18 protein-coding genes and 1 riboswitch are annotated in these 26,354 nt (G+C 55.7%); of the genes, 9 read left to right on the forward strand and 9 right to left on the reverse strand.

Annotation, left to right across the window (positions count from 1 at the left end):
• Positions 1-5 precede the first annotated feature (5 nt).
• Positions 6-2,249, reverse strand: a complete 2,244-nt coding sequence (locus QEP11_RS15210) for a TonB-dependent receptor (protein WP_284337495.1) — start codon at positions 2,247-2,249, stop codon at positions 6-8.
• Between the two features lie 220 nt (positions 2,250-2,469).
• Between QEP11_RS15210 and htpG the strand changes: the two genes are divergently transcribed.
• Both htpG and QEP11_RS15220 read left to right on the forward strand, forming a co-directional pair.
• Entirely contained in the window at positions 2,470-4,416 is a 1,947-nt protein-coding gene (htpG, locus tag QEP11_RS15215) for a molecular chaperone HtpG (protein ID WP_284337496.1), read from the forward strand.
• A 183-nt stretch (positions 4,417-4,599) separates the two neighbouring features.
• Positions 4,600-5,031 (forward strand): hypothetical protein, encoded by a 432-nt coding sequence (locus QEP11_RS15220; RefSeq protein WP_284337497.1) that lies wholly within the window; start codon positions 4,600-4,602, stop codon positions 5,029-5,031.
• A gap of 256 nt (positions 5,032-5,287) precedes the next feature.
• On the opposite strand, the gene QEP11_RS15225 is transcribed toward QEP11_RS15220, so the two are convergent.
• The 4 genes from QEP11_RS15225 to QEP11_RS15240 all read right to left on the reverse strand — a co-directional run bounded on the left by QEP11_RS15225 (position 5,288) and on the right by QEP11_RS15240 (position 11,476).
• On the reverse strand, positions 5,288-8,086 hold the full coding sequence (locus tag QEP11_RS15225) for an ATP-binding protein (protein WP_284337498.1): 2,799 nt from the start codon (positions 8,084-8,086) through the stop codon (positions 5,288-5,290).
• 290 nt (positions 8,087-8,376) lie between these two features.
• Positions 8,377-9,099 carry a response regulator transcription factor gene (locus QEP11_RS15230; protein WP_284337499.1) on the reverse strand — a complete coding sequence of 241 codons (723 nt, stop codon included), beginning with the start codon at positions 9,097-9,099 and terminating at the stop codon, positions 8,377-8,379.
• A 164-nt stretch (positions 9,100-9,263) separates the two neighbouring features.
• A complete protein-coding gene (locus QEP11_RS15235; protein ID WP_284337500.1) occupies positions 9,264-10,724 on the reverse strand; it encodes a serine/threonine protein kinase in 1,461 nt (486 codons plus the stop codon).
• The gene (locus tag QEP11_RS15240; protein WP_284337501.1) at positions 10,721-11,476 is read right to left on the reverse strand and encodes a metallophosphoesterase family protein; all 756 of its coding nucleotides are present in this window, start codon (positions 11,474-11,476) and stop codon (positions 10,721-10,723) included. The genes QEP11_RS15235 and QEP11_RS15240 overlap by 4 nt, the downstream gene beginning before the upstream one ends.
• A gap of 207 nt (positions 11,477-11,683) precedes the next feature.
• On the opposite strand from QEP11_RS15240, the gene QEP11_RS15245 reads away from it, so the two are divergent.
• Positions 11,684-12,343 (forward strand): 2'-5' RNA ligase family protein, encoded by a 660-nt coding sequence (locus tag QEP11_RS15245; protein ID WP_284337502.1) that lies wholly within the window; start codon positions 11,684-11,686, stop codon positions 12,341-12,343.
• 22 nt (positions 12,344-12,365) lie between these two features.
• On the opposite strand, the gene QEP11_RS15250 is transcribed toward QEP11_RS15245, so the two are convergent.
• Positions 12,366-12,785 (reverse strand): organic hydroperoxide resistance protein, encoded by a 420-nt coding sequence (locus tag QEP11_RS15250; protein WP_284337503.1) that lies wholly within the window; start codon positions 12,783-12,785, stop codon positions 12,366-12,368.
• Between the two features lie 135 nt (positions 12,786-12,920).
• On the reverse strand, positions 12,921-13,769 hold the full coding sequence (locus tag QEP11_RS15255; RefSeq protein ID WP_284337504.1) for a 3-hydroxybutyryl-CoA dehydrogenase: 849 nt from the start codon (positions 13,767-13,769) through the stop codon (positions 12,921-12,923).
• Between the two features lie 115 nt (positions 13,770-13,884).
• Here QEP11_RS15255 and QEP11_RS15260 point away from each other — a divergent pair, with 115 nt between their 5' ends.
• From QEP11_RS15260 to QEP11_RS15275, 4 genes are all read left to right on the forward strand, one after another.
• The gene (locus tag QEP11_RS15260; protein ID WP_284337505.1) at positions 13,885-15,531 is read left to right on the forward strand and encodes a GMC family oxidoreductase; all 1,647 of its coding nucleotides are present in this window, start codon (positions 13,885-13,887) and stop codon (positions 15,529-15,531) included.
• A gap of 164 nt (positions 15,532-15,695) precedes the next feature.
• Positions 15,696-17,471 (forward strand): PHA/PHB synthase family protein, encoded by a 1,776-nt coding sequence (locus tag QEP11_RS15265; protein ID WP_284337506.1) that lies wholly within the window; start codon positions 15,696-15,698, stop codon positions 17,469-17,471.
• A gap of 124 nt (positions 17,472-17,595) precedes the next feature.
• Entirely contained in the window at positions 17,596-19,029 is a 1,434-nt protein-coding gene (locus tag QEP11_RS15270; protein WP_284337507.1) for a bifunctional enoyl-CoA hydratase/phosphate acetyltransferase, read from the forward strand.
• Between the two features lie 18 nt (positions 19,030-19,047).
• Complete coding sequence (locus tag QEP11_RS15275; RefSeq protein ID WP_284337508.1) at positions 19,048-20,250, forward strand: acetate/propionate family kinase; 1,203 nt, start codon at positions 19,048-19,050, stop codon at positions 20,248-20,250.
• A 101-nt stretch (positions 20,251-20,351) separates the two neighbouring features.
• On the opposite strand, the gene QEP11_RS15280 is transcribed toward QEP11_RS15275, so the two are convergent.
• The gene (locus QEP11_RS15280) at positions 20,352-21,830 is read right to left on the reverse strand and encodes an AMP nucleosidase (protein WP_284337509.1); all 1,479 of its coding nucleotides are present in this window, start codon (positions 21,828-21,830) and stop codon (positions 20,352-20,354) included.
• A gap of 21 nt (positions 21,831-21,851) precedes the next feature.
• Entirely contained in the window at positions 21,852-23,504 is a 1,653-nt protein-coding gene (locus tag QEP11_RS15285; RefSeq protein ID WP_284337510.1) for a putative bifunctional diguanylate cyclase/phosphodiesterase, read from the reverse strand.
• A 732-nt stretch (positions 23,505-24,236) separates the two neighbouring features.
• Between QEP11_RS15285 and dtd the strand changes: the two genes are divergently transcribed.
• Complete coding sequence (dtd, locus tag QEP11_RS15290; RefSeq protein WP_284337511.1) at positions 24,237-24,695, forward strand: D-aminoacyl-tRNA deacylase; 459 nt, start codon at positions 24,237-24,239, stop codon at positions 24,693-24,695.
• A 45-nt stretch (positions 24,696-24,740) separates the two neighbouring features.
• Positions 24,741-24,852: riboswitch (S-adenosyl-L-homocysteine riboswitch) on the forward strand.
• 78 nt (positions 24,853-24,930) lie between these two features.
• Positions 24,931-26,346, forward strand: a complete 1,416-nt coding sequence (gene ahcY, locus QEP11_RS15295; protein ID WP_284337512.1) for an adenosylhomocysteinase — start codon at positions 24,931-24,933, stop codon at positions 26,344-26,346.
• Positions 26,347-26,354 lie beyond the last annotated feature (8 nt).

Raw genomic sequence — 26,354 nt, forward strand, 5'->3', positions numbered from 1 at the left:
TGCACTTAGTACGTGAACTTGAGCGTGGCGACAGCTGAACGCCCTGCGCCGATATTGGCGTAGTGGGGCGAGCGAACGCCGCTGTAATACACCTTGTCGCTCAGGTTGTAGACATTGAGCTGCAGCGCCAGATTGGGGTTGAACTGGTAGCTGGCCATAGCGTCAAAGCGTGTATAGCCGCTGGCGCCCTTGGTGACCAGGCCGTTATCCACGGTGGAGCGGACATAACCCTGGTTCACACTGCTTTGGGCATAAATACCCAGACCGAGTGTCAGCTTCTGCATGGGTTTGTAACTGGTCCACAGACTGAAGCTGTGCTTGGGCGTGTTGGCAAAAGGCTGGCCGTTGGCAACATTGCCTGCGCCCATGTCTTTTTGCTCGCTATCCATGTAGGTGTAGCCACCAAACACATTCCAGCCCGCAGTGATCTGGCCGCTGAAGCCCAGCTCCACACCGTTGACCACCTTGTTGCCACCCATATAGGTCAAGCCGTTTTCGGTGATGCGCACATTGGAGACTTCGTTGCGAAACAGTGCTGCGTTGAGCGCCAGCTTGTTGTTCAGCAGATCCCACTTGGTGCCCAGTTCGATGGAGCGAGTCTTCTCTGGCTTGAGATCGGCCAGAACATCGGTATTGATGACCAGATCTTCATTGCCATTGCCCAGGCTGGAGCCGCCGGGGCGAGAGGAAGTGCCAATGCTGGCGTAGATGCTGCCGTTGCTGGCAGGCTTGTACACGATGCCCAACTGGTAGTTGTACAAGGTGTCGCTGCGGCTGAGATCATAAGCGGGGGCCGGATTGCGTCCGGTGCTGGCAGGTCCGGAGGTTTTGATGCGGTAGTGGTCCACACGCAATCCTGCGTTGAGCAACCATTGCTCGTTGAATTTGAGCGTATCGAAGCCATACAAGGCGATGGTGTCGATCTGGTTGCGGGTGGCTTGGTCGGGCAGTTTGTACGCAAAGTCCCAAGGCTCGTTGCCATTGGGATTGTTGAGTGATGCGCACCAGGTGCCGATGGCAGTGCAGGTGCCGCCACTTTGCACGGCGGCAGAGCGAACATCCGACTTTTCCTTGGACAGTTCCAAGCCGATGGCATAGCTGTGGCTCACCGTGCCAGTTTGCGCCTTGCCGATGAATTCGGAGACGTTCTGCAAAGTGGTGACTTCGGCCTGGCGTGCATTTCCACGGCGCCATACATAGCCGTTGGCCACATTTCCCTTGCTGTCGTCAGGCTGTGTCCAGAGGTAGTCCTGTTCCGACTTGCTGTAGCGCAGGCTGTTGCGGAACTTGTTGTTTTCCGTGAACTTGTGCTCAACCGAGGCAGTGAACAGATCGCTTTCTTCTTTTTCAAAGTCGCGCTTGGTCAGTCCGTACCAGTTGTCGCGGCTGTTGCCGTACGTGGGGCGTACTTTGCTGCCTCCAGGCAATTTGGCCATGGCGGTGTTGCTCAGTGCGTAAGGCACGCCGCCATCCGGAATATTGTCGGTCTTCAGGTGTTGCCATGACAGTGTGACTTCTGTGGGTGTCCCCATGCCAAATGTCACAGTAGGAGCAATGCCCCAGCGCTTGTTCTCAGGCCCTTTGCGGCCTGCTACATCGGCGTCGTGGGCCATGGCATTCAAGCGAAAACCGGTGGTTTCGTTGAACTTGCGGTTCAGATCCAGAGTGGCGCGCTTGTAGCTGTCTGTGCCCAGGCCCACATCGCCAGCGATGAAGTTGTCGTTCTTGGCTTTTTTGGTGGTCAAGTTGATTGACCCACCTGCACCGCCACGGCCTGCATAGGCCGAATCAGCGCCTTTGATCACTTCCACCGATTCCAGGTTGAAGGCTTCGCGGCTGCCGGCTGCGATATCACGCATACCATCCACAAATGTGCTGCTTTGCGCATCTGCACCGCGGATAAAAGGTTGGTCGCCGCTTGGGTTGCCGCCCTCGCCATTACCGAAAGTGATGCCCGGTGTCGCCTTGAGTGCTTCTTGCAGGCTGGTGGCACCTGTTTGCTGAAGCAATTCCTGGTTGATGACCTGTACGGTCTTGGGTGTATCCAGCAGCGGGGCAGTGAATTTGGCGGAGGGTGCTTCATCGACCTTGACAGATGCGGCGGCACTGTCCTGGACGGTCACGGTAGACAAGGTGGCGTCTTGCGCAAAAGCGGACGCACCCACCACGCACAGACCTGTGGCCAAAGCCAGTTGAGTCAGCTCGCAGTGCAGTCCCGCCTTGTTAGATGTTTTTGTGGCGTTGGGCATGGGGAATTTGAAGTTGGTGCCTCTTGATTTTGAGGTGTATCAATTCTATGTTTGACTGAGAACAATTCTTTTTAACTTTTTTGTTGTTACTCCAATGCGTTGCCTTGGCGCAACGAATCGGAGGTCTTGAATTCTGGGCGTGCAGCCTCATATGCCTGCCTGTGCCAGCCTGCTGGCTTTGCATAATTGGTGTTTACGTAAGACTGCAAAAGATAGAACGATGAGCAAACAGACCCATTCTTTCCAAGCCGAAGTTGCCCAGCTGCTGCATTTGGTGACCCATTCGCTGTACTCCAATCCGGAGATCTTTGTGCGCGAGCTGGTCTCCAATGCTTCGGATGCGTGCGACAAGCTGCGTTTTGAAGCGTTGAACGACAGCAGCCTCTACGGGGATCAGCCCAACCTGGAAGTGCGGATCTCGTTCGATCCAGATGCCAAGACCATCACCATTGCCGATACCGGTATTGGCATGAGCCAGCAAGAAGCCATTGATAACCTGGGCACGATCGCCAAGAGCGGCACCAAGGCTTTTATGGACAAGCTCTCGGGTGACCAAAAGAGCGATGCGCAACTGATTGGTCAGTTTGGTGTGGGCTTTTACTCCGGCTACATCGTGGCTGACAAGATCACCGTCGAGACCCGTCGCGCTGGTCTGCCTGCCAGCGAGGGCGTGCGCTGGGTGAGCGGCGGCACGGGCGAGTTCGAGGTGGAGCAAATCGAGCGTGCCGAGCGCGGCACCAGCATCACCTTGCACCTGCGCGAAGATGCGCACGACTTTTTGAACGGCTGGAAGCTCAAACAGCTGATTACCAAGTACTCCGACCACATCAGCCTGCCTATCCTGATGGAAAAGGAAGAGTGGAAAGAAGGTGAAAACGATCAGCCCGGCGCGATGGTCAAGACGGGCGAATGGGAAACCGTCAACAAGGCCAGCGCCTTGTGGACCCGCGCCAAGAAGGACGTGACCGAGGAACAGTACAAAGAGTTCTACAAGGCCATCAGCCACGACTATGACGATCCGCTGACCTGGAGCCACAACCGCGTTGAAGGCAACACGGAGTACACGCAACTGCTGTACATCCCGGCCAAGGCACCGTTTGATCTGTACCACCGTGAAAAGAAGGCCGGTGTGAAGCTGTACGTCAAGCGCGTCTTCATCATGGACGATGCTGAAGCCTTGCTGCCGGGTTATCTGCGCTTTGTGAAGGGGGTGATCGATTCTTCCGATCTGCCACTGAACGTCAGCCGTGAACTGCTGCAGGAAAGCCGTGATGTGAAGCTGATCCGTGACGGTTCGGTCAAGCGTGTGCTGGGCATGCTGGAAGATCTGGCCAAGCACGACAAGCATGAGGTCCAAGAGGGTGCGGATGGCGTGACCGATGTGGTGGATGCCGATGACAAGGCCAAGGAAGGCAAGTACAGCAAGTTCTACGCCGAGTTTGGCGCGGTGCTCAAGGAAGGTCTGGGCGAAGACTTTGCCAACAAGGAGCGCATTTCCAAACTGCTGCGCTTTGCCTCCACGCAAAGCGACACCACCAGCGTTTCGCTGGCTGACTACAAGGCACGCATGAAGGACGGCCAGGAGGCCATCTACTACATCACCGCCGAAACCTTGGCTGCCGCCAAGAACAGCCCGCAGCTGGAAGTGTTCAAGAAAAAGGGCATTGAAGTTCTGCTGATGACGGACCGTGTGGACGAGTGGGCGCTGAACTATCTGACACACTTTGATGGCACGCCGCTGCAATCGGTAGCCAAGGGTGCTGTGGATCTGGGCAAGCTGCAGGATGAAGCCGAGAAAAAGGCCGCCGAGGAAGCGGCTGAAGCCTTCAAGCCTGTGCTGGCCAAGCTGAAAGAAGCGCTCAAGGACAAAGCCGAAGACGTGCGCGTGACCACCCGCCTGGTGGACTCCCCTGCATGCCTGGTGGTCACTGAAGACGGGATGAGCGCGCAGCTGGCACGCATGCTCAAGCAGGCCGGCCAGAAAGCGCCAGAGAGCAAGCCAGTGCTGGAAGTGAACCCCGAGCATGCCTTGGTCAAAAAGCTTGATGGCAGTGTTCATTTTCACGATCTGGCGCACATCTTGTTTGACCAGGCATTGCTGGCAGAAGGCGGGATTCCTGAAGACCCGGCCAGCTATGTCAAGCGTGTGAACGCGCTGCTGGTCTAGACTCCAGCCGCTTTGAGTGCTGAAAGCCTTGGTAGTGAAAGCTGCCAAGGCTTTTTTACATGCCCAAGATCGTTCCTCAGCTTGCACAATTGAAGTTGCTGCTGATTTCAAATTTTCTTCGAGACACAGGGCTGATAGTAAAGCTGCGTGTGCAATTGGCAGGAACTGCGCACAATGCATCTCATGAGAAAACTATTGCTGTCCATGTCACTGATGTTTTTACTGGCAGGCTGCGCAACCTCGGCAGGGGTCGGGGTTGGTGTACCTGTGGGGCCTTTCAGCATTGGAGTGGGTCTTGGCACAGGTGGCGTGTCTGCTGGTATTGGCACCGGCGTAGGCCCGGTAGGCGTGGGCGTGGGCGTCAATCAGCGGGGGCAGGTTACAGGCAATGCCGGGGTGGGTGCATCCACATCTGTGGGCGGTGCACGTGTGGGGGCAGGCGTTGGGACATCCACCGTGTTGCACGATCCGCAAACGTCTGCTGCACCACAGCAAAAGCTTGCGGTCCCTGCTTCCGGCAATACGACAGCCTCGACGCCGGCTCCTGGTGCGATGCAGTGGCGGGATGCGCAAGGGAATCTCGTGCCAGAGTGTCGCGTGCGCGGAGGCTGTTAATCGTTTCACAAGGCTGAACACGAAGAAGCTATGTTGTGTTTGTGCTGTCTGAAAGGCGCTGAAAAGACCATAAGGTGTCAGATGCCGTGGGCCATCAGCTTGCGGCAGCCGCGCAGGCATTGCGCACTGGTGTGATGCTCCTGCCGCATGAGCATCTGGAACACCAGCATGGAAATTGACGGGATGCCTCCCATCCGTGAAGATGAGATGTCAGCACATCAACTAAACCGCGATATGGGTTAGGCGCAAGTAAGCGTCAAGCTTGCCTGGGACAATAAGTCTGGAGTTGAGCCACGCCAGCTTGAGCAGACTGGAAAATTTGCTCTGCCAGTTCCATGGCTCGCTCGGAATCTGCGGCTTTCAGCGCACCAGACAATGCAGATGACAGGTGGCCGAGGCGCATCAATCCAAATGTAGCGGCAGTGCCAGTCAGCTTATGGACTTCTGCGCGCATGGCTGGCCAGTCGTGCTGAGATGCCAGTGCGAGAAGCCTGCTTGCACGCTGCAGGCTGTCATGCGTGAACTGAGTGATCAGCTGCTGAAGTTTGGCGCTATCAAACAGTTGCGCCAGCGCGTCGATGGCTGTCGCATCAAACTCTGGTGGCAAGGGTGCTGAGAGAGCGTTGTGGCCGCTGCTGGATAGTTCGAGTTGGGGGACATGGCCCAGCCACTGCTGCAGCACACGGTGTAAAGCGGATTCCAGCAAGGGTTTGCTCAAGTGGGCATTCATGCCAGCCAAGTGCATGTGCTCCACGTCTTGCACGGCGGTGTGAGCCGTCATGGCAATGATTGGGAGTATTTCAAATCCTGACAGCTGGCGTATAGCTTGAGTAGCACTGATTCCATCCATGTTCGGCATTTGGATGTCCATCAGAATACAGGCAAAAAAATCGGGACCTGAGGTCTGTAATTTCTCCAGTGCCTCGGCTCCGTCCTCCGCAGTTTCAGTCTGCAGTCCAAGGGCATGCAGCATGCCTTCGGCCACTGCACGATTCAGCGGGTTGTCGTCCACTACCAAAATGCGCAGGCCCTGCCAGAGATCTGTGCTGATGTGAGCCTGTTGCTCCAGCGCATGTGTTTGTGGGCGCGGCACCGTAATGCGCGCTGGCTCGAGTATGGCGGTGAACCAGAAGGTGCTACCAAGTCCCAGGGTGCTGTGTACGCCGGCCGTACCGCCCATAAGTTGTGCCAGTGCGCGGGAGATGGTCAGTCCCAGACCTGTGCCGCCAAAGCGTCGTGTGATGGAGTTGTCAGCTTGCTGGAAGGCATCGAACAGGGTGGGTAGGCGATCGGCAGGGATTCCTGGGCCGGTGTCCTTCACGCTGGCATGCAGCACGATGCGATGTAAGGTACTACTGGCGTCCAGACGCATGGCGATATGAATGCTGCCGCAGGTGGTGAACTTGATGGCGTTGTTGACATAGTTCAGCAAAATTTGCGCAATGCGGTGCGGATCACCACGCAGACTGTCGGGCATTTCACGTGCCATCTTGTAGCTCAGTGACAGGCCTTTCTTGCTGGCTTCTTCCTGGCACATGCTGAGCACATCCTGCACCACATTCTCGAGACTGAAATCAGTGCTTTCCAGCTTGAGCTGTCCTGCGTCAATCTTCGAAAAGTCGAGGACTTCATTGACAATGCCGCGCAAGTGCTGACCTGCGCGCAAGATGTGATGGAGTTGTTCGCGTTGTGGTTGGGGCAGATCTGCTTTGAGCAGCAATTGCGTCAAGCCCAGAATGGCATTGAGCGGTGTACGAATCTCATGGCTGATACTAGCCTGCAGCGTGGATTTTTCGATGGCACTTTGTTCTGCTTGCCGCTTTGCCTTTTCCAGAGCACGCGATTGCATCATCTCTTTGGTGACGTCCATCCATACACCATTGAAAATTATGCTGCCGTCACTTTCTTGATGCGGGTTGGCTCGGGTGTTGATCCATCGAGTCACGCCATCAAGCATCACGATGGAGACATCGAAATCCACTGGCTCCAATGTTTTTGCACTTTCCTTGAAGCAGTTTTCCGCCATCGAGGTTGCCTTTCGGTCATGGCGGGGAATCACTTGCACCGCTTTTTCGAGGCTGGCGCAGGTCTGGGGTGGCGCCCCCATCAGTTGGGTCCACTGCGGGCTGACAAAGCGCAGGCTTAACGTGCCATCCGGTGACAGTTGCACTTGAAACACTGCGCCAGGCAATGCGCTGGTCATTTGCTGCAGCCGTTCAGTCCATAGAAGATTTTGGTGTTGCACGGCCAGCTCTCGCTCAACTCGTTCGGCCTCTTGCAAAGATTTCCCAAAGTTCTGAAGCTCACGCGCCATTGAGCCAATCTCATCGCCTCTTTCCTGATCACTAATCAGCGTGTCGTAATGATGCAGACTCATAAGTTGCATGCTGCCGATGAGACGGCTTATTGGGCGTGACACGTGACGCAGCGCAATCCATGCCACACATGCAGAAATGAGCACCACGCTGAGCCAGCCCGCCAAAGTGGTGTGGTTGATGGTTTGTTGGGTATGCGCCTCCAAATTTTTTGACGCTGCTTCAAAGACTTTTTGAGCGTCGTTGTGCAGCGTATCGATTTCGACCTTCAGTTTTTTCAGAGCAGGCGTAAAACTCTGACTCAGCGCGAGCAGTGCGTCTTCGTCGCGCCAGCGCAGATGGCTGGTGATCACGCGCTGTCCGCCTGCAAACATATGGCGTGATTGGATCAGTACTTGATCCAGTTGAAAATCATGGTCAGGGAGCAGCGTATAGATCTGATCCAAATTGGCCTCAAAAGCTTTTTGCATTTGCGCCAGTTGCTCTTGCGTGAGATGCAATTGATCTTCATATACGGTTGTCGGCACCATATGCACCAGAGCTGTGGTGTCACCTAGGTGCTGACGTACCAGGCCTAAACGATTGCCAAGGGTTGCCTGTTGTTCAAGCAACTTCTGATACTGCGACTCGATATGCTGTACATGCCATTTCGCATATAACGTGATCATTGCGAAAGCAAGACCCATGGTGGCCACCATGAGCACGATCTTGGTCGTCAAGCTTAAAAGTGGCAGCTTCATGTTGTGCGATGGGTGCAGCAGTAAGGCTTGGAGTTAAGCGCAAGCAGACAATGAAAGCATACGGCTTTCCTTCTCAGAGTGCTGTAAAAAGGAAAGCGGGGTGGCAGGCTGGCACGAATTGGCAGTCATTGCGCAAAGCGCTTGCTCCGAGTACCGTTGCGCAGCAACTTAATGGGATGTGCCGACGCGCCGTGGTTGGCGCTTGGCAGGAAGAAACATACGCTGTGCGCGTTGCAGACCAAGCTCAGATGGAGTCAATGGTCTGCAGTGACCATGCACGTCGGCATTATTTAAGTTGGCGTGGTGATTTTTTCGGGAGCAGGCAAAATTTCCATACGGTAGCCCAAGCCATAAATAGCGCTCAACTGATAGATTTGGCCTGAACCGTGGAATTGGCCGAGTTGCAGCTTGGTGCGCAGGCGCGAGGCATGGGTGTCCAGCGTACGCGATGGTGTAGGAGTGATGTTCCCCCACACGGACTCGGTCAGATGGTTGCGAGAGAGTAAGCGGCCACAATTTTGAAACAAGAACTCAGCCAACTCGTATTCGCGATGCTTGAGCTCAATGGGTGTGTTGTGCAGGTATACCGTGCGAGCAATCGGATCAAGCCGGTAAGGCTCGAACTCCAGTCGCATGGCGGTCACATCGGGATATGCACGGCGCATCAGTGCATGTACGCGTGCCATGAGCTCCTGAACTCGTAGCGGTTTGATCATGAAGTCGTCTGCACCGGCACTGAATGCTGCCACGATGTCTTGTTCTTCATGGCGCTGGCTGGCAAACAGGATGGGTAGTTTGCTACCGCCTGCATCGCGCAAAGCGCGCACGACTTCAATGCCGCTGAGGCCAGGCAGCAGCCAGTCTACGATCAAGAGGTCAAAGCTTTCGCGGCGCATAGCGCGCAGCAAATCCTCCCCTGTCTCGAACAAAATAGTGGCATGCCCCATTTGGTGAATGGTGGCTTCTACCAGCTTCAAAAAAATCGGATCGTCGTCGAGAACAGCAATGCGCATGGCAGTGTTGTAACAAAAAATTTCACATCGTGGTACTCATTCAATGCAAACGAATGCAAACCCGTTGCTTGCGCTTGTATCTATATGTAAATTAAAGCTTTTTTGATAATTTTATGTGACGAGTCAGAGCTGGATTGGAATTTTTGACAAGTAAGTCATTGCTTTCAAAGGCTAGAGCCGTCTGGGCTTTGTATTTGACGGAGTGCTTGAAACGGCAGCTGCTGCTTGACCAAGATGACAGTACATGGCGCGTCACGGACTACGCGCATTGGGACTGTGGCAATCAGGCGTTGCATTTGCAAGCCATGGGTGGCTGCGCCCAAAATCATTACCCCGACATTATTGCCTTGGGCATAGCGCACCAAGGCAAGGGCTACATCACTAGCTTCCAGAACATGGAAGCTGACTCCATGCCCCTTTATCTCCAAGCCTTGTGCCCATTGCTTGAGTCGTGCCAGATGGGTGCGGTGAAGGCGTGTCTCACTGCGGCTGCTGTCGGTGGTGCTGCTGGCTGAAGGAGAAATCACGGTCACAACCGCAAGCCGAGCCCCCGGTCGGGTGGACAAGGAACGCGCCACAGCCTGACGCAGGCTGTAGAGAGTGGCATCGCTGACATCTTTGTGCGGTATGGCCACCATGAGGATAGGCACTTCAGCGATTTGTTGCGAAGGTAAAGGGCTGGGTTGGTATTGAATGCCGGCAGCGCTGATCCAGCGCCGTAGCTTTCGGAAAAGAGGAAGGCCATGCATCCGCATACCGCGTTGGGTGATGGGTACTTGTTCGGGGTTCGTCAAGTCAAAGGCGAGTTCAGCGGCAGTAGCGTAGCGCTGGGCAGCAGCAGGTTCGAGGCAGCGCAAGATGATTTCCTGCATCCAGTCAGGCACATCTGCGCGCAAGGCACGCGGCGGTGTGGGGGCCATCCACATGCGTTGGCGCATGCCACCTGTTGTGCTCGGCGCCCCAAAGGGCAGTTCGCGCGTGGTCAGTTCATAGAGCATGACACCTATGGCAAAAATATCACTGCGCACATCGCCGCGCACGCCCACAATTTGTTCGGGAGAAATCCATGCGGGTGAGCCGACGGCTTTACGCAGTTCTTCGGCCAGCAAGTCTGGAAAGTGTGCGTGCCAGGAGAGCCCAAAGTCCAGCAGTACGGCATTGCCGTTTTCTTGAATCAGTACATTCCCAGGTTTCAGGTCCAGATGGCAGCAGTTTTGCTGGTGCAAGCTATGCGCCGCTTGTGCCATGGCCGCACCGAGTTGGGCAATGGTTTCAATAGGCAATGGCGAAGTGTCATCCAGCCAGTGCTGCAAGGTATTGCCACTGATGTGCTCCATAACCAGATAGGGCAGGCGCACCAGGTCTCCTGCCGCGACAAAACGTGGCACATGAGGGCCGTGCAGCGCTGGGAGTATCTGCAACTCCACCTCAAAGCTGACGATGTTTTCCGCGCCATCACCAGCCGTCATGCGTGGAATTTTCATCACCATGGGAAATCCGGACGCAGTGCTGTGCTGGTGCACATGGGCGTAATGCACACTGTAGATATGAGCCATACCGCCCGCGTGCAGACAGGCGTCCACAACAAAACCGTCTATTTCTGTGCCTGGTTCAAGCTTCTTCACTGTCCCAACTCCAGACGTTGTGCAAAACTGACGGGCATGCCGCTGCGGTGCACTGCGTGTACGGCGGCCATGTGGTCGTAGGCAACGCGATGGAAAGTCATGGTGCAGGCCTTGCTGTCATATATGGCATACATGGCACGCACATCACCGTCTCGGGGTTGCCCGCAGGCACCGACAATGGCCAGCCATTGGCGGTGCATGGGGACAGGAATTGCGACCCCAGGTTGTGGCACAAAGCGCATGAGCTTGGCAGTAGGCGTCAGATAGTAGAGCGCTTGCTGGTGTACATGGCCGCTGAATACGAAGTGAATGTTGACATCTATATCACTGGCAGCTGTCATGCTGCGTTCGGCCATGGTGCTGTTGTCAACGTAGGGCCAGCGCTCAGGTCGGTGTGCACTGGCATGAACTAGCAGTACGTTGCCATGCTGGCTTAACAGCGGCAGTTGTTGCAGAAACTGGAGGTGTGCCGGGGTCAGTTGTGCATGTGTCCAGTGCGCGCCTTGCTCCCCCATGTGTCGAACTTGCGTGGGGGGCTCAAAAGCCAGCTCATCGTGATTGCCGCGCACAATCCAGGCACCTTCTTGCACGGCCTGCATGACGATATCAAGCACTTCAGCTGGACTGCCTCCGTAACCGACCATATCGCCCAAAAAAGCCATTTGTGTGGCGCCTTGTTCGTGCGCATGAACCATGCAAGTTTGCAGAGCTTGCAAGTTGGCATGGATGTCTGAAAACAAGGCCAGTTTCATCTGACGAATATTGCACGTTGAAACTGGCGGGAGGCTTGCAGCGTGCACTGGTAATTACCCGGTGAATACGGGCCAAGGTCATGGAGGCTCGGCGCTCAATATTTTGAGTGGCTGGAAGTCTGGGAGGGTCCTCCAGGCCGCCTATGCCAGCTACAGGTATTTGCTGCGCAGCGTGTGGCTTGCTGGCACACTGCACGACCTATGCCAATGTCCCCAGCGATTCAGACACAAGCCTGCGAAGACCGTGATTTTGTGGAGTGGCACCGTGGTTGTCCATGGTGTGCAGTGTGGGTGGTGCGTGCAGACGTGCCTGAAGTGGCTGCAGGAGTGGCGCAGGCGCGCGCTTGCATTGCACCGTGGCTGCTGTCTCGCTATGAAAGGCAGCCCCACGTCACGCTGGCATACAGGGGGTTGATGGCAGGGAATCAGATGTGCCGGAACGTCGAGTTCGACGCAGTACAGTTGCGGGCCGATGTGCAGGCATTGCAGTCCATTCGGCTGTCCGCGTTTGAGTTGCAGCTGCAAGGTGTGGGGAGTTTCTCAACCGTGCCCTATCTGGCGGTGCACCCCCATGCTGCCTTGCACACCGTGCATGCAGTCTTAGCTGCCCATACGCCTTACCCTGGGTGGAGCTATGTGCCGCATGTCACCGTGGGGCACTATGCCTGCGAAGTGCCATTGGCAGATGTGCTGCCGCGCTTGCAGGATGGGCTGTCGCAGCAGCCTTTGTGTACGGTTCCGGTGCGAGGGCTGTGGCTGGCGCGCTATCGGACAGATGACATCGCAGGTGTTTTAAGCTGGGAGGGGTATTTCGATCTGTACACCCAGTCCTACCATGCGCAGCCAGATGCAATACTCTCCGTTTGAATGTCCCGCTATGCCTCATCCATCAATCGATGGTCAATATGACAGGAATATTGCCGCGTGTTGCATTCGAATAGGGGCAGACCTCGTGGGCGGCATCGACCAGCTGTCGTGCCTGTGCGTTGCCCATGCCCGGTAAATGAATATGCATGCGCACCGCAATCCCAAAGGCCTGGCCGACAGGGCCCAGATCCACTTCGGCATCAACCGACAGGTCCTGGGGAAGGCTGATTTTTTGGCGCGCAGCGACAGCCTTGAGCGCGCCAATGAAGCAGGCGGAGTAACCCGCAGCGAACAGCTGTTCGGGGTTGGTTCCAGTGCCATGGCCTCCTGGCGGCGTATGCTGAATGTCAAGCTTGCCATCATCGCTGAGCGAAGCACCTTCACGGCCACCTGTTGTGTGTACGCGGGCCGTGTAGAGCACCTTGTCCAGTTCCTGGGGCATGTTCATCTCCTTAAAGTGACGCAATACACTGCAATGTAAAGAATGGCGGTGCCGGTGTGCGTAGGCCACATGCCAATGAAAAACGCCCGCTGGTACAGGCCAGCGGGCGTTGATGAGTGATGCTCATCGCAAGATTTAGTAGGTGTATACACCTTGACCTGTCTTGCGTCCCAGACGGCCTGCTGCCACCATCTCGCGCAGCAGGTAGCATGGGCGGTACTTGCTATCGCCAAACTCTTCCAGATAGACCTCCATTACGGCCAGACAGACATCCAGACCAATCATGTCGGCCAGCGCCAGTGGACCAATGGGCTGGTTGCATCCCAGCTTCATGCCGGCATCAATGTCTTCGGCAGAGGCTGTGCCCTCAGACAGCACGTAGAAGGCTTCGTTGATCATGGGCACCAGAATGCGGTTCACCACAAAACCAGGCGCATTTTTCACTGTGATAGGACTTTTGCCCAGTTTTTCCGACAGCGCCTTGACGGTGTCGTGTGTGGCATCACTGGTTTGCAGGCCACGAATGATTTCTACCAACGCCATCATGGGAACAGGGTTGAAAAAGTGCATCCCAATGAACTTGTCCGCACGTTGTGTTGCCGCTCCCAACTTGGTGATGGAGATAGACGAGGTGTTGGTGGCAATCAGAGTCTCTGGGGGCAGGGTAGTGTCGAGCTGCTTGAGAATTTTGACTTTGAGGTCGTAGTTTTCTGTGGCGGCCTCAATCACCAGCTGGGCTGACTTCAGGTCGTCATAGTTGGTCGACGTCTTGATCAAAGACAGCGCTTTGTCTTTGTCTGCTGCAGTGATTTTTTCTTTCTTGATCAGGCGGTCCAGGCTGCCTGCAATGGTGGCCAAACCTTTTTCTACGGCGGTCTGCGAAATATCCACCATCACCACATGAACGCCAGACACTGCACATGCTTGTGCAATGCCGTTGCCCATGGTGCCTGCACCAACGATACCTACGGTTTGAATGCTCATGGTCTTATCTCCCTAATTAATTAATGACTGGCATGCGGGGAAGATGGTATCCAAATTCTTTGACAGAGCGCGTAATGTTGGAGGCATTCTTCAACTATCACTAGAGGCGACGGCGATGGAGGGGGTATTTGACTATGTGGTCATTGGTGCAGGATCTGCAGGCTGTGTGTTGGCCGGGCGCCTGACTGAAGATGGAAAGCATCAGGTGTGTGTGCTGGAGGCTGGAGGCAGCGATGCTTCTGCGTGGGTGCAATGTCCGGCTGGGCTGGCAGGCATGGTCAAAACAGGGCGCTTCAACTGGGGCATGGAAACTGTGCCACAAGCGGGGTTGCAGGGGCGATGCGGCTTCCAGCCGCGTGGCAAAGGTATAGGTGGCAGTAGTTCCATCAATGCAATGATTTACTTGCGCGGCCAACCGCAAGACTATGACTGTTGGGCCACACAGGGCAATCCAGGGTGGGCGTGGGACGATGTCAAACCCTGGTTTATGAAATCACAGCATAACGCTCGTGGGGTAGATGCTTTTCATGCGCAAGGTGGACCCCTCCATGTGATGGATCTGCAGCAGCCGAATGCCTTGAGTCTGGATTTTGTTGCGGCAGGTGTGCAGGCCGGTTATGCCGCCAATCCAGATTTCAACGGCCACACGCAAGAAGGTGTGGGCTTGTATCAGGTGACGCAAAAGAACGGTGAGCGCTTCAGTGCGGCGAAGGCTTATCTCACACCACACCTGCACCGCAGTAATTTGCACCTGCGCACCGGTGCGCAGGTGCTGCGCATTGTCTTGCGACATACCGTCAATGGGGGGTGGCGGGCAACTGGCGTGGAATATATGTGCGCAGGTGTACGCCGTACGGTGCATGCTCGGCGGGAGGTTCTGCTGAGTGCAGGGGCCTTGCTATCACCGCAAATTCTGATGCTTTCCGGCATTGGGCCAGTTGCGCATCTGCGCCATGTTGGCATCCAGCCTTTGCATGACTTGCCGGGTGTGGGGGAAAACCTGCATGACCACCTGGATGCTGTGCTTGTGGCGAATGCACCAGCACTGACGCAGAGTTTTGGTTTGTCTGTTGCTGGCATGGCGCATATTGCCCAAGGTGCCTGGCAGTGGCACCGCCAGCGTACGGGGATGCTAACCACCAATTTTGCCGAAGCTGGTGCCTTCTTGCGCAGCAGTCCGCAAGAATCGCTGCCTGATTTGCAGCTGCACTTTGTGGTTGCCAAGCTGATAGACCATGGCCGCCAAACTGTGTGGGGGCATGGTTTTTCTTGCCATGTTTGTGTGCTGCGACCGCAAAGCCGTGGCACTGTTCGGTTACGCAGTGCAGACCCCTTGGCACTGCCTTTGATTGATCCCAACTTCCTTAGTACTCCAGACGATTTGCAGCGCACCGTGCACGGTGTGCAAATTGTGCGCAGGATTCTGGCGCAGCCAGCGTTGGCACAGCACGGCGCTAGGGAGATGGCGAGTTCTGCGTCCGCACAAACGCCAGCACAAATTGCGCAATGGGTGCGGCAGACCGCAGACACCATTTATCACCCTGTTGGTACCTGTCGTATGGGGCCAGCAGATACCGATGTGGTCGATAGCCAGCTACGTGTGCATGGGGTGCGGGGTCTGCGTGTGGTGGATGCATCGATTTTCCCGCGCATCATCAGCGGAAATACCAATGCGCCGACCATCATGGTGGCGGAAAAGGCTGCTCATATGGTGCTAGAAGCAGCGAAAATTGAAGCTGTTGCTGAAAGTTGTGTGACGTAAGCAGCATTTCTGTGACACAAGAGGTGGCTGTCAATCCCCTTGGAGGCGCTCGTCCGCGGCTGTTGACCGAAATCAAGAAGCGAGGCTTTGCATTTGGTGTCAATCCGGCTTTTCCTCAGAATGCATTGTGGGGTACGTACTGAAACTTATGCATTGAGGTGAATGTGACGGACGAGAAAAAACCGGCAGACACGCTGGCGGATGCCGCTCAGGCTCTGGACGGTCGTATTCGTGAGGCTTTGAGTGCGACGACGATGGGCTTGTCCCCTGCATCCATGGGCTTGGCGGCAATGGATTGGTGGATGCATCTGGCTTTTGCGCCGGGCAAGCAGATGATCTTGGCTCGGCGCGCAGCTGAATTGGCGCAAAAGGCAGTCCAGGCGAGCATTCAACCTCCTGCAGAACATGATGCGCGATTCAAGGATGAGGTTTGGCAGAAGTGGCCTTACTGTGCCATCAAGGAGGGCTTTAAGGCCAGCGACAGCTGGTGGCGTGAAGCAGCGCAAGTGGAAGGCATGACGCAGCACAACCAGCGGTTGGTGGACTTCTATGCCCGACAGTGGTTGGATGCGCTGGCCCCCTCCAACTGGGCGGTGAGCAACCCGGAGGTCTTGGCAAAAGCGAAGGCTACGGGTGGAGAGAGTCTGCGCAAAGGCTGGTCGCTGTATCTACAAGACCGTAAAGCGGCGCGCGCAGCCAAAGTGCTGCCGTCGCAAGCAGTTCTTGCGCCGCTGGCCTTTGAAGTTGGCAAAGATGTTGCGTGCACACCCGGTAAGGTGGTGTTTCGCAATCACTTGATCGAGTTGATCCAATACAGCCCCAGCACGAGCAAAGTGTTGCCAGAACCAGTGCTGATCGTCCCTTCATGCATCATGAAGTACTACATCCTGGATCTGTCTCCGCACAATTCCATGGTGAAGTATCTGGTCGGACAAGGGCACACGGTATTGATTGTGTCTTGGCGCAACCCTGACGCTTCAGATCGAGACCTGAAAATGCAGGACTACCTGAGCGCAGGCGTGCTGGAAGCCATGGCTGCCGTGAAACAGGTGACGGGGGCAGCGCGCATTCATACTCTTGGCTATTGCCTGGGAGGCACCTTCTTGGCAATTGCTGCGGCCGCGCTTGGCCGTCTTGAGCGTAAAAAAACACGCAACGCCAAGGAACAGGCATTGATTCCTGCGGACTTGCCGCAACTTTGTTCAGTGATCTTGCTGGCTGCGCAGACAGATTTCTCCGAGCCCGGTGAGCTGGGTGTTTTCATAGACGAAGCCCAGCTGGCCAATCTGCGTCAAAGCATGAACAAAAAGGGCTATCTCTCTGGCAAGCAAATGGGCGGCTCCTTCCAGTTTCTGTCCTCCAAGGACTTGGTATGGTCACGCAATGCCCGTCGCTACCTTTTGGGGGAGGAAGACGAGAGCTTTGACCTGATGAGCTGGAACTCGGATCAAACCCGCCTGCCTGCGCGCATGCACAGCGAATATCTGACAGCATTGTTCTTGAACAATGCCCTGGCTTCGGGGCAGTACCGTTTCGCTGGCGCTACGGTGGCTTTGAGAGAAATCCGTGCGCCCATGATGGTGGTGGGTACCACACGTGACCATGTTTCTCCATGGAAGTCGGTCTACAAGATTCAATTGCAGACCGATACGCACGTCACCTTTGTGCTGGCTGCGGGAGGGCATAACGCAGGCATTATTTCGGAGCCTGGTCACCCACGTCGCAGCTACCAGATGGGCAGTGTAGAAGATGGCGCAGGATGGATTGATCCTGATGATTGGGTGGCGCAAACGCCCGTGATTCAAGGCTCATGGTGGGAGGCCATGGATCATTGGATCAAGCAGCGCTCTGGCCCAGCCGTGAAAGCCAAGCCTATTCCGGCAAAACATGTGCTTGGCGAAGCACCTGGCGAATACGTCATGGTGCGCTATGCCGATTAAAGCGTTGCATATTCAGCATCCGCTTAAGGATGAAGCTCGGAAGCGGCTTGGGGTATGCAAAACCTATATGTCTGCATTCCAGTTGTAGTGGAAATGATCCGCTGATGCCAACCAGGGGAGGACTATGAATTCGCAAACTACAGCCATTGGCTGGATGGAAAACGTCACCTATGCGGAGTTGCAGCTAGGGCAAAGCGCGAGATTGGTACGCACGGTTGCACTGGAAGATATTCAAGCGTTTGCTGCAGTTTCTGGAGATATCAATCCCGCGCACCTGAACGAGGAGTACGCAGATGCAAGCATGTTCCATGGTGTTATTGCGCACGGAATGCTGGCAGCGGCCTTGATATCGGCACTGTTTGGGACACAGTTTCCAGGGCCTGGCACGATTTATTTGAGCCAGGAGTTGAAGTTCACCAAGCCCGTGCGTATTGGAGATACCTTGACCGTGGTGGTTACGGTGGATGAAAAAGACGACGAGAAAAAGCGCGTCAAGATGGACTGCCTGGTCACCAATCAAAAGGGAGAGGTGGTGCTCAAAGGTGAGGCCAAGTTGCTGCCGCCTACGCACAAGGTCAAAGTTCCCAAGATCCATGCGCCACAAATCCAGTTGTTTGATCCTGAAGCACGGCTCAAAGACTTGCTATCTCGTGCGGATGCTTTGGAGACGGTGCGTTGTGCGGTGGTGCATCCTTGCGATGCGGGATCGCTTAGCGGGGCAATGGATGCAGCTCGTCACGGCTTGATCAAGCCAGTGCTGATAGGGCCTGAAGGCCGTATCCGTCACATCGCACAGGAGGCTGGCATCAGTCTGGATGGCGTGGAAATCATCTCTGTCGAGCACAGCCATGCTGCGGCAGAGAGGGCAGCCGCAATGGCTGCGCGCCAGGAAGTAGAGATATTGATGAAGGGAAGTTTGCACACAGACGAACTGCTCAAGGCTGTGCTGGCGCAGCCAGCCCTGCGGACGGAGCGACGCCTGTCGCATATCTTCCGTTTTGATGTGCCTTTGTATGACAAGCCATTGCTGATCACGGATGCCGCAATCAATATTCGACCCAGCTTGCTGGAAAAAGCCGATATTGTGCAAAACGCCATCGACTTTGCGCGAGTGATGGGGACGGATACTCCCAAGGTGGCGATTTTGTCGGCAGTGGAAACCGTTACTCCAAGCATACCCTCGACTTTGGACGCTGCGGCGCTTTGCAAGATGGCTGACCGTGGCCAGATCAAAGGTGGGCAGCTGGATGGTCCTCTGGCATTTGATAACGCTATTTCCATGGATGCCGTACGCATCAAGGGCATTGCTTCAGGTGTGGCTGGCCAGGCGGATATCTTGGCAGCACCCGATATGGAAAGCGGCAATATGCTTGCCAAGCAACTGGAGTATCTTGCTGGAGCCTCGGGCTCAGGTCTGGTGCTTGGCGCACGCGTACCGATTGCCCTGACCAGCCGTGCTGATGGCCCCCGAGCACGAGTGGCGTCGTGCGTGCTGGCTGTTCTGGCTGCGCATGACAGGCGCAGGCAACAGGCTGCCAATGCCTGGAAACAAGGCTGAAACCCGAAAGGAGCAACAATGGCCATTTTGGCGGTGAATGCGGGGTCCTCCTCGCTGAAGTTTTCCCTGCACCCATTGAAAGATGGTCAGGTACAGCCTTTTGTTCTGTCGGGAACCATTCAGGGGCTGGAACCTCAAGGCTCGCCGTCGATGGACTGGAAGTATCTGGGGCAAAAGCACACCGAAGCTTTGACGACCAAAGATGGGGGCAGTGCTTTTGCGGCTGCGTTGAGCACCGTGCGAGCGTTGCTCCAGCGTTTGGAGGCCACAGACATAGAGGCAGTGGCACATCGCGTTGTGCATGGAGGTGGAGTCTTTACGGCCTCGGTGATCGTGACAGACGAGGTGCTGTCCATCTTGTCTGGCTTTCATTCGCTGGCACCTTTGCATCAGGTGCATAACCTGGAAGGTATTCGCCAGTTTCGTGCTGCATTTCCCAAGGTGGCGCAGATTGCATGTTTTGATACGGCATACCATGCCACCATGCCGGAGGTCGACTATGCCTTCGCGCTGCCCAGGGCTTTGCAAGACCAGGGTGTGCGCCGCTATGGTTTTCATGGCTTGTCGTACCAATACATCATGTCGGTGCTGCAGCAACAAACCATCCGGGGCAATGGCCGCGTGGTGATGGCTCACCTGGGGAATGGCGCCAGCCTGTGCGCGGCCTTGGCGGGTAGCAGTGTGGCAACCACCATGGGCTTTTCTGCATTGGATGGCCTGATGATGGGCACCCGCAGCGGCTCCCTGGATGCAGGGGTGCTGCTTTATCTGATGGAGCAAGGCTGGACCCATGCGCAGATGGAAACGCTGCTTTACAAACAAAGTGGCTTGCTCGGGGTTTCTGGCATTTCTGCCGATATGCGCAAGCTGCGCGCGGATGGCAGTGTGAATGCGCTACGGGCCATACATCAATTCACACATCGTGTGATCCGGGAAACCGGTGCATTGGTTGCCTGCCTGGGCGGCCTGGACGCTTTGGCATTCAGCGGAGGCATTGGAGAGAACGATGCTGAGTTGCGGGCACAGGTTTGCGAACGTCTGGCTTGGCTGGGTATTCGCATAGATGACCAGCGCAACCAAGCTGCTTCAGGCAAAGCGGCTTGTGCCATCCATGCGCCAGATAGCTCTGTGGAAATCTGGGTCATCCCCACCGATGAAGGGCGTGTGGCCGCGCGTGAAGCTGCCGCTTTGCTGCGGCAACAAAGTTGGCAAGCCTCATAGAGGGAGGAGCTTGTTAGTCGTCGTGTCTGCTGGCCTGATGATAAGCACGGATGACCCAGCCTCTGCACCCAGGTGCCGAGGCCGTGGGCGCAGTCACAAGTCTATTGAAAAGCCACTTCGGAAAAGCTGCGAAGTTTGCGGCTGTGCAGGCGTTGAGAGCCACCTTCGCGCAACAGCTCCACGGCCCGCATGCCAATACGCAGATGTTGGTCGACGCGCTCACGGTAGAAGTGATTGGCCATGCCTGGTAATTTGATCTCGCCATGCAATGGTTTGTCGCTGACGCACAGCAGCGTGCCATAGGGCACGCGGAAGCGGAAACCGTTGGCGGCAATGGTGGCGCTTTCCATGTCCAGCGCTACAGCCCGGCTTTGGCTGAAGCGGCGTTGCGGCAGGTTGTCGGGCAACAACTCCCAATTGCGATTGTCGGTGCTGGCCACGGTGCCGGTGCGCATGATGCGCTTGAGGTCATCGTCGGAGACTTGTGCCACATCAGCGACGGCTTGTTGCAGGGCCTGCTGGATTTCGGCCAATGCCGGAATGGGCACCCATAGTGGAAGTTCTTCGTCCAGCACGTGGTCTTCGCGCACATAGGCATGTGCCAGCACATAGTCGCCCAAGTGTTGACTGTTACGCAAACCGGCGCAGTGACCCAGCATCATCCAGGCGTGAGGGCGCAGAACGGCAATGTGGTCGGTGATGGTTTTGGCGTTGGCCGGCCCAACGCCGATATTGACCATGGTGATACCGCTGCGGTCTGCGCGTACCAGATGGTAGGCAGGCATTTGAGGCAAGCGCGGTGGCATGCTGCCTAATGCGTCTATCTCCTCAGTTGGTAATCCTGTACGGCGAGTCACCACGTTGCCTGGTTCAATGAAGGCAATGTATTCGCTATCAGGTTTGGCCATTTCTGCATGGCCAAGACGGATGAACTCGTCGATGTAGAACTGGTAATTGGTGAACAGTACGTAGTTCTGAAACCACTCGGGGGCTGTTCCCGTGTAATGGCGCAGTCGGTGCAAGGAGTAATCAATACGCGGCGCAGTAAACAGGGACAGCGGCAAGGCCCCGCTTGGCTGTGGGCGCCATGTGCCATTGGCAATGCCGTCATCCATGGCGCCCAGGTCTGGCAGGTCAAAGACTTCACGCATCATCTGGCGACGCTGTGCGCTCAGGCTGCCTTCAACGTGGTCATTGTCGGCAAAGGAAAAGTGAATGGGGATGGGGTGGGTACTCAGGCCCACTTCAAACTGGACGCCATGGTTGCGCTCCAGAAGATCCAGCTGGGTGTGCAGATAGTCGGCAAAAAGATCGGGGCGCGTGATGGTGGTTTCATACACTCCGGGGTGGTCCAGAAAGCCATAAGCCAGCCCCGTGTCCGGGCGACGCACGCTGTGTGCTTGGATTCGCAGCATGGGGTACCAGGCGCGCACCACATGGGGAAAATCCTGGCCCGCCACATAAGCTTGCATGGCTGTGCGCAGGCGATCAATCTGCTGCTGATACAAAGTCTGCAGGTGCGCCACCGCATCGGTTGCATGCGTGAACACTGCTGCTGTTGTTGGGTGTGAAGTGGCCATTGAAGGTGGGTAGTTCATACCTCATTGTGGCGCAGGTGTTTGACAATGGTGTTGCTGCCAGCGTAAGGCATCTTCGGCAGTCATGGGGCGGGAGAGATAGTAGCCTTGTATCAGCTCACAACCCAGCTGCTTCAGCAAATCCCACTGTTCTTTGGTTTCAACACCTTCAGCAACCGTGCGCAGGTTCAGGCTGCGAGCCATCTGAATGATGGCCGTCACAAGGCTGACATAGTCTTGATCTTGCGGCGTGTCCTTGACAAAAGCACGGTCAATTTTGAGTTTGTCCAAGGGGTAGCGCTTCAGATAGGCCAACGAAGAGTAGCCGGTACCAAAGTCATCAATGGACAGACGGATTCCCAGCTTCTGTAGGGAGGTCAAAGTGCTCAGCACATGTTCGGAGTGCTTCATCAACGTGGTTTCTGTGAGCTCAATTTCCAGTGATTGAGGATCAATGCCTGTGTCAGTCAGGACCTGCTGTACTTCGGCCAGCAGATTGACCTGGTTGAACTCAATGGCGGACATGTTGACGGAAACCACCACGGGCGGTAGCCCCGCATTGCGCCATTCACGTAATTGCTTGCATGCAGCCCGCATGACCCAGCGATCCAGCAAGGATATGAGACCACGAGATTCAGCAAAGCTGATGAACTCTGATGGTGGCAATAGTCCGCGTTCGGGGTGTTGCCAACGAACCAGTGCTTCAAAACCTTCAAGGCAGTCCCGGCTCAGATCCCAAAGCGGTTGATAGTGCAGGACTAAGCCCAGGTCTTTCTCAATGGCTTCGCGCAGCAAACGATCCTGGGTCAGCCATTTGCTGGGCCGCATATGCATCAGCGCACTGTAGTACTGGTGGTTGCCTTGTCCCAAGTTTTTCGCCATTTCCATAGCGGCGCTGGCGTTCAGCATCAACTCTTCGGCTGAGTTTCCATCTTCTGGGTAGAGGCTGATACCAATGGAGGCAGGTAAATTGGCCAAACCTTTTACCAATGCATAGGGCTTGTTCATCAGAAACTGGATTTCCCGCAAGATACATTCGGGTTGGCAAGCTGTTAATGGGGAGGCTAAAACCACCACAAACTCGTCGGCACCCAGACGAGCGACGATGTCGTCGGGATGCACCTTGCTGCGCAAGCGGCGGGCGGCTTCCACCAGAAGCTTGTCTCCTGCATCATGCCCCATCGAGTCATTGACATCTTTGAAGCGATCCAGGTCTACATACAACACCGCACAGCGGTGGTTGAACTGCGTAGCGCGCTCCAGGGTTTGTTGCAGTTGTCGCATCAAACCCTGGCGATTGAGCTGACGTGTCAAAGGGTCATGAAAGGCCAAAAAGTGCATCTCGGCCTCGGCGCGCTTGCGCTCGGTGATATCTCGCAGCACCATGACACCCAAATCGCCGCCTTCTTCAGGCTGCAGGGTAATGGTGATTTCCACGTCCTGCTCCTGGCCGTTGTGGCGCAAGAGTCGAGTTTCCTGTGCGCTGATGGTGCCATGCTCCAACATGTTCTGAGCACTTGCGCGCAGCACGTGAGGGAGCAAATGCAGCACTGAGCGATCCAGCAATTGATCAAGCTGGTAGCCGGTAAGCGCAATGGCGGCAGGATTGGCGTAAAAGATGCGGCCGTGGCGAAAGAAAATGACGGATTCGCTGGAGGCATTGACAAAACGACGCATGCTGTCGTCTTCCCCTTGTGCCACTGGCAAGGTGTTCGAGGGCGCACGCCCATGCATCGGGAGAATCACTACTGCGTAGACAGCGCCATCTGCCGCAAGGCTTATCAATTGCGTTTGAATGAGCTGATTCTGAGTAAATATTAGCGGTGTTTCTAAGCTTGCTCCATGAGTCTGGGCGCTAGTCAGTAGTTCGAGGCTGCATTTCCAGTTACTCCAGCCGCATGAAGGCAAATATTTCTGGAGCGCTTTACCGTGCAAGTCGTGATGACTTTGCTCAAGAAGGTGAGCATAGGAAGCTGTGGTCCAAATGTAGCGTCTTGAGGGCCAGCTCAAATAGGCTACTGGTGCACCTGTAGCAAGGGCCACGGCATGCAAGATGTCGTGTGGCTGTTCGCTGGGCGTGCGAGGTTGTGCGGTGAGCATCATGGCACCTCGCTGAGGTAGGTGTCTGCAGGCTGCGAACAAACTAAGTAGGCGCCGTTGGAAATGAGGTTCCAAGACCGAGAGGGATGAAATGGAACAAGAGCAATCACGAGCATGGTCTTCCTTGTATACCGCTGCTGACTCATACAAGCTTTGAGATATGGCAAGTTGACAGCCGCCGCTACATGCCGCTCATAGGCTTTTCGCAAAGGATGAATGAAGAGCATTGCAAACACAAAAAAGCTTGCTATGTCTTAGCCAGTAAAACAAGGGTTTAATCCATGCGAGCTATAAATTTGTGGGTATTTCATGATTACTGTTGTTCAGCGTGTTCAAGCTGCACGCGTAGAGATTGCAGGTCGCATTGCAGGGCAGATTGGTCAAGGCCTTCTCGTGCTGGTGTGCGCGGAGCAGGGTGACACAGAGAAAGAGGCCGATAAGCTGCTGGCTAAACTGCTGAAGTTGCGCATCTTCAGCGATGAGGATGAAAAAATGAACCGCAGCGTGCAGGATGTAGGAGGCGGCTTGTTGATAGTCAGTCAGTTCACGCTGGCAGCAAATACCAGCAACGGCAATCGTCCCAGTTTTACGCAAGCCGCCAAACCGGATGAAGGGCGCCGACTGTACGATTACATGATCCAGCAAGCCAAAAATCTGTACTGTGCGGGCCCGGTGCAAACTGGCGAGTTTGGTGCGGATATGCAAGTTCACTTGGTCAACGATGGGCCGGTGACGATTCCCATGCGTATTGCGCCTGCTGGCGCATAACTTCAGCAAACCCTGTAGGGCTCGATTACAATCAACGTTTCATTTCCTCCTGAGGAGCGTTGCAGCGACCACCCAGACACAGCGGTGGCGTGAGGCTCGGGAGGGCAGCAGTGTGCTTCACCGTGCACTCGCTCCTAGGCAACGACGCTCACCCACGCTTTCTGTGCGGTGAGGCCTGTCAGCCCCAAATCCCCAGAACGTGGTTTTTTCAAGTTGTTTTCCGCACGGAGAAACCATGAGCAATACCCAAGACCGCGCCATCGCGGACATCTCCCTGGCCGACTGGGGCCGCAAAGAAATCCGCATTGCCGAGACAGAAATGCCCGGCCTGATGGCTATTCGCGAAGAGTTCGCGGCGGCACAGCCCCTGAAGGGTGCACGCATCACCGGTTCGCTGCACATGACCATTCAAACAGCGGTGCTGATTGAGACTTTGAAGGACCTGGGTGCTGAAGTGCGCTGGGCATCCTGCAACATCTTCTCGACCCAGGACCACGCCGCTGCGGCGATTGCTGCCACGGGCACCCCCGTGTTCGCCATCAAGGGTGAATCGCTGCAAGACTATTGGGATTACACCCACCGCATCTTCGAATTTGGCGCCGCAGGCACCGACAGCGAAGGCCCCAACATGATTCTGGATGACGGCGGCGATGCCACCATGCTGTTGCACCTGGGTCAAAAGGCCGAGAAGGACCTGTCCGTGCTGGCCAACCCTGGCTCGGAAGAAGAAAAGATCGTCTTTGCAGCCATCAAAGCCAAACTGGCCGTGGACCCCACCTGGTACACCCGCAAGTCCGCTCAGATCATTGGCGTGACCGAAGAGACCACCACCGGCGTGCACCGCCTGAACGAAATGTCGGCCAACGGCAGCCTGCTGTTCCGCGCGATCAACGTAAACGACTCGGTGACCAAGTCCAAGTTCGACAACCTGTACGGCTGCCGCGAATCGCTGGTGGACGGCATCAAGCGCGCTACCGACGTGATGATCGCTGGCAAGGTAGCCTGCGTGGCTGGTTACGGTGATGTGGGCAAGGGTTGTGCACAGGCTTTGCGTGCACTGAGTGCGCAGGTGTGGGTGACCGAGATTGATCCTATAAATGCCCTGCAAGCAGCGATGGAAGGCTACAAGGTTGTGACCATGGAATATGCCGCCGACAAGTGCGACATCTTCGTGACCACAACTGGTAACAAGGACATTATTCGTCACGAGCACATGGTTGCCATGAAGGACCAGGCCATCGTCTGCAACATCGGTCACTTCGACAATGAGATCGACGTGGCATCGATCGAGAAGTATGAGTGGGAAGAAGTCAAGCCTCAGGTTGATCAGATCAAGTTCCCTGACGGCAAGAAGATCACCCTGCTGGCCAAGGGCCGTCTGGTAAACCTGGGTTGTGCCACCGGCCACCCCAGCTTTGTGATGAGTGCCTCGTTTGCCAACCAGACGATTGCCCAGATTGAGCTGTTCACACGTCCAGAAGCATATGAAGTGGGCAAAGTCTATGTATTACCCAAGCTGCTGGACGAAAAGGTTGCCCGCCTGCACCTGAAGAAGGTCGGCGCGATGCTGACCGAATTGACCGATGCGCAAGCTGCTTACATCGGTGTGAAGAAGGAAGGCCCTTACAAGCCTGAAACCTACCGCTACTAATCTGTAGC

Source organism: Comamonas halotolerans (genome assembly GCF_030162935.1).
GTDB classification, from domain to species: domain Bacteria; phylum Pseudomonadota; class Gammaproteobacteria; order Burkholderiales; family Burkholderiaceae_C; genus Comamonas; species Comamonas halotolerans.

Excerpts from the sequence above, each read along its gene's own strand:
- QEP11_RS15255 (WP_284337504.1), bottom strand. The coding sequence starts at position 13,769 with ATGAGCATTCAAACCGTAGGTATCGTTGGTGCAGGCACCATGGGCAAC.
- QEP11_RS15230 (WP_284337499.1), bottom strand. The coding sequence starts at position 9,099 with ATGCGCATTGCTGTTCTCGACGACGATCCGATTTTTTTGAAGCTGGTA.
- htpG (WP_284337496.1), top strand. The coding sequence starts at position 2,470 with ATGAGCAAACAGACCCATTCTTTCCAAGCCGAAGTTGCCCAGCTGCTG.
- QEP11_RS15280 (WP_284337509.1), bottom strand. The coding sequence starts at position 21,830 with ATGGCCACTTCACACCCAACAACAGCAGCAGTGTTCACGCATGCAACC.
- ahcY (WP_284337512.1), top strand. The coding sequence starts at position 24,931 with ATGAGCAATACCCAAGACCGCGCCATCGCGGACATCTCCCTGGCCGAC.
- dtd (WP_284337511.1), top strand. The coding sequence starts at position 24,237 with ATGATTACTGTTGTTCAGCGTGTTCAAGCTGCACGCGTAGAGATTGCA.
- QEP11_RS15240 (WP_284337501.1), bottom strand. The coding sequence starts at position 11,476 with ATGAAACTGGCCTTGTTTTCAGACATCCATGCCAACTTGCAAGCTCTG.
- QEP11_RS15260 (WP_284337505.1), top strand. The coding sequence starts at position 13,885 with ATGGAGGGGGTATTTGACTATGTGGTCATTGGTGCAGGATCTGCAGGC.
- QEP11_RS15285 (WP_284337510.1), bottom strand. The coding sequence starts at position 23,504 with ATGCGTCGTTTTGTCAATGCCTCCAGCGAATCCGTCATTTTCTTTCGC.
- QEP11_RS15245 (WP_284337502.1), top strand. The coding sequence starts at position 11,684 with ATGTCCCCAGCGATTCAGACACAAGCCTGCGAAGACCGTGATTTTGTG.
- QEP11_RS15270 (WP_284337507.1), top strand. The coding sequence starts at position 17,596 with ATGAATTCGCAAACTACAGCCATTGGCTGGATGGAAAACGTCACCTAT.
- QEP11_RS15220 (WP_284337497.1), top strand. The coding sequence starts at position 4,600 with ATGAGAAAACTATTGCTGTCCATGTCACTGATGTTTTTACTGGCAGGC.
- QEP11_RS15225 (WP_284337498.1), bottom strand. The coding sequence starts at position 8,086 with ATGAAGCTGCCACTTTTAAGCTTGACGACCAAGATCGTGCTCATGGTG.
- QEP11_RS15210 (WP_284337495.1), bottom strand. The coding sequence starts at position 2,249 with ATGCCCAACGCCACAAAAACATCTAACAAGGCGGGACTGCACTGCGAG.
- QEP11_RS15275 (WP_284337508.1), top strand. The coding sequence starts at position 19,048 with ATGGCCATTTTGGCGGTGAATGCGGGGTCCTCCTCGCTGAAGTTTTCC.
- QEP11_RS15250 (WP_284337503.1), bottom strand. The coding sequence starts at position 12,785 with ATGCCCCAGGAACTGGACAAGGTGCTCTACACGGCCCGCGTACACACA.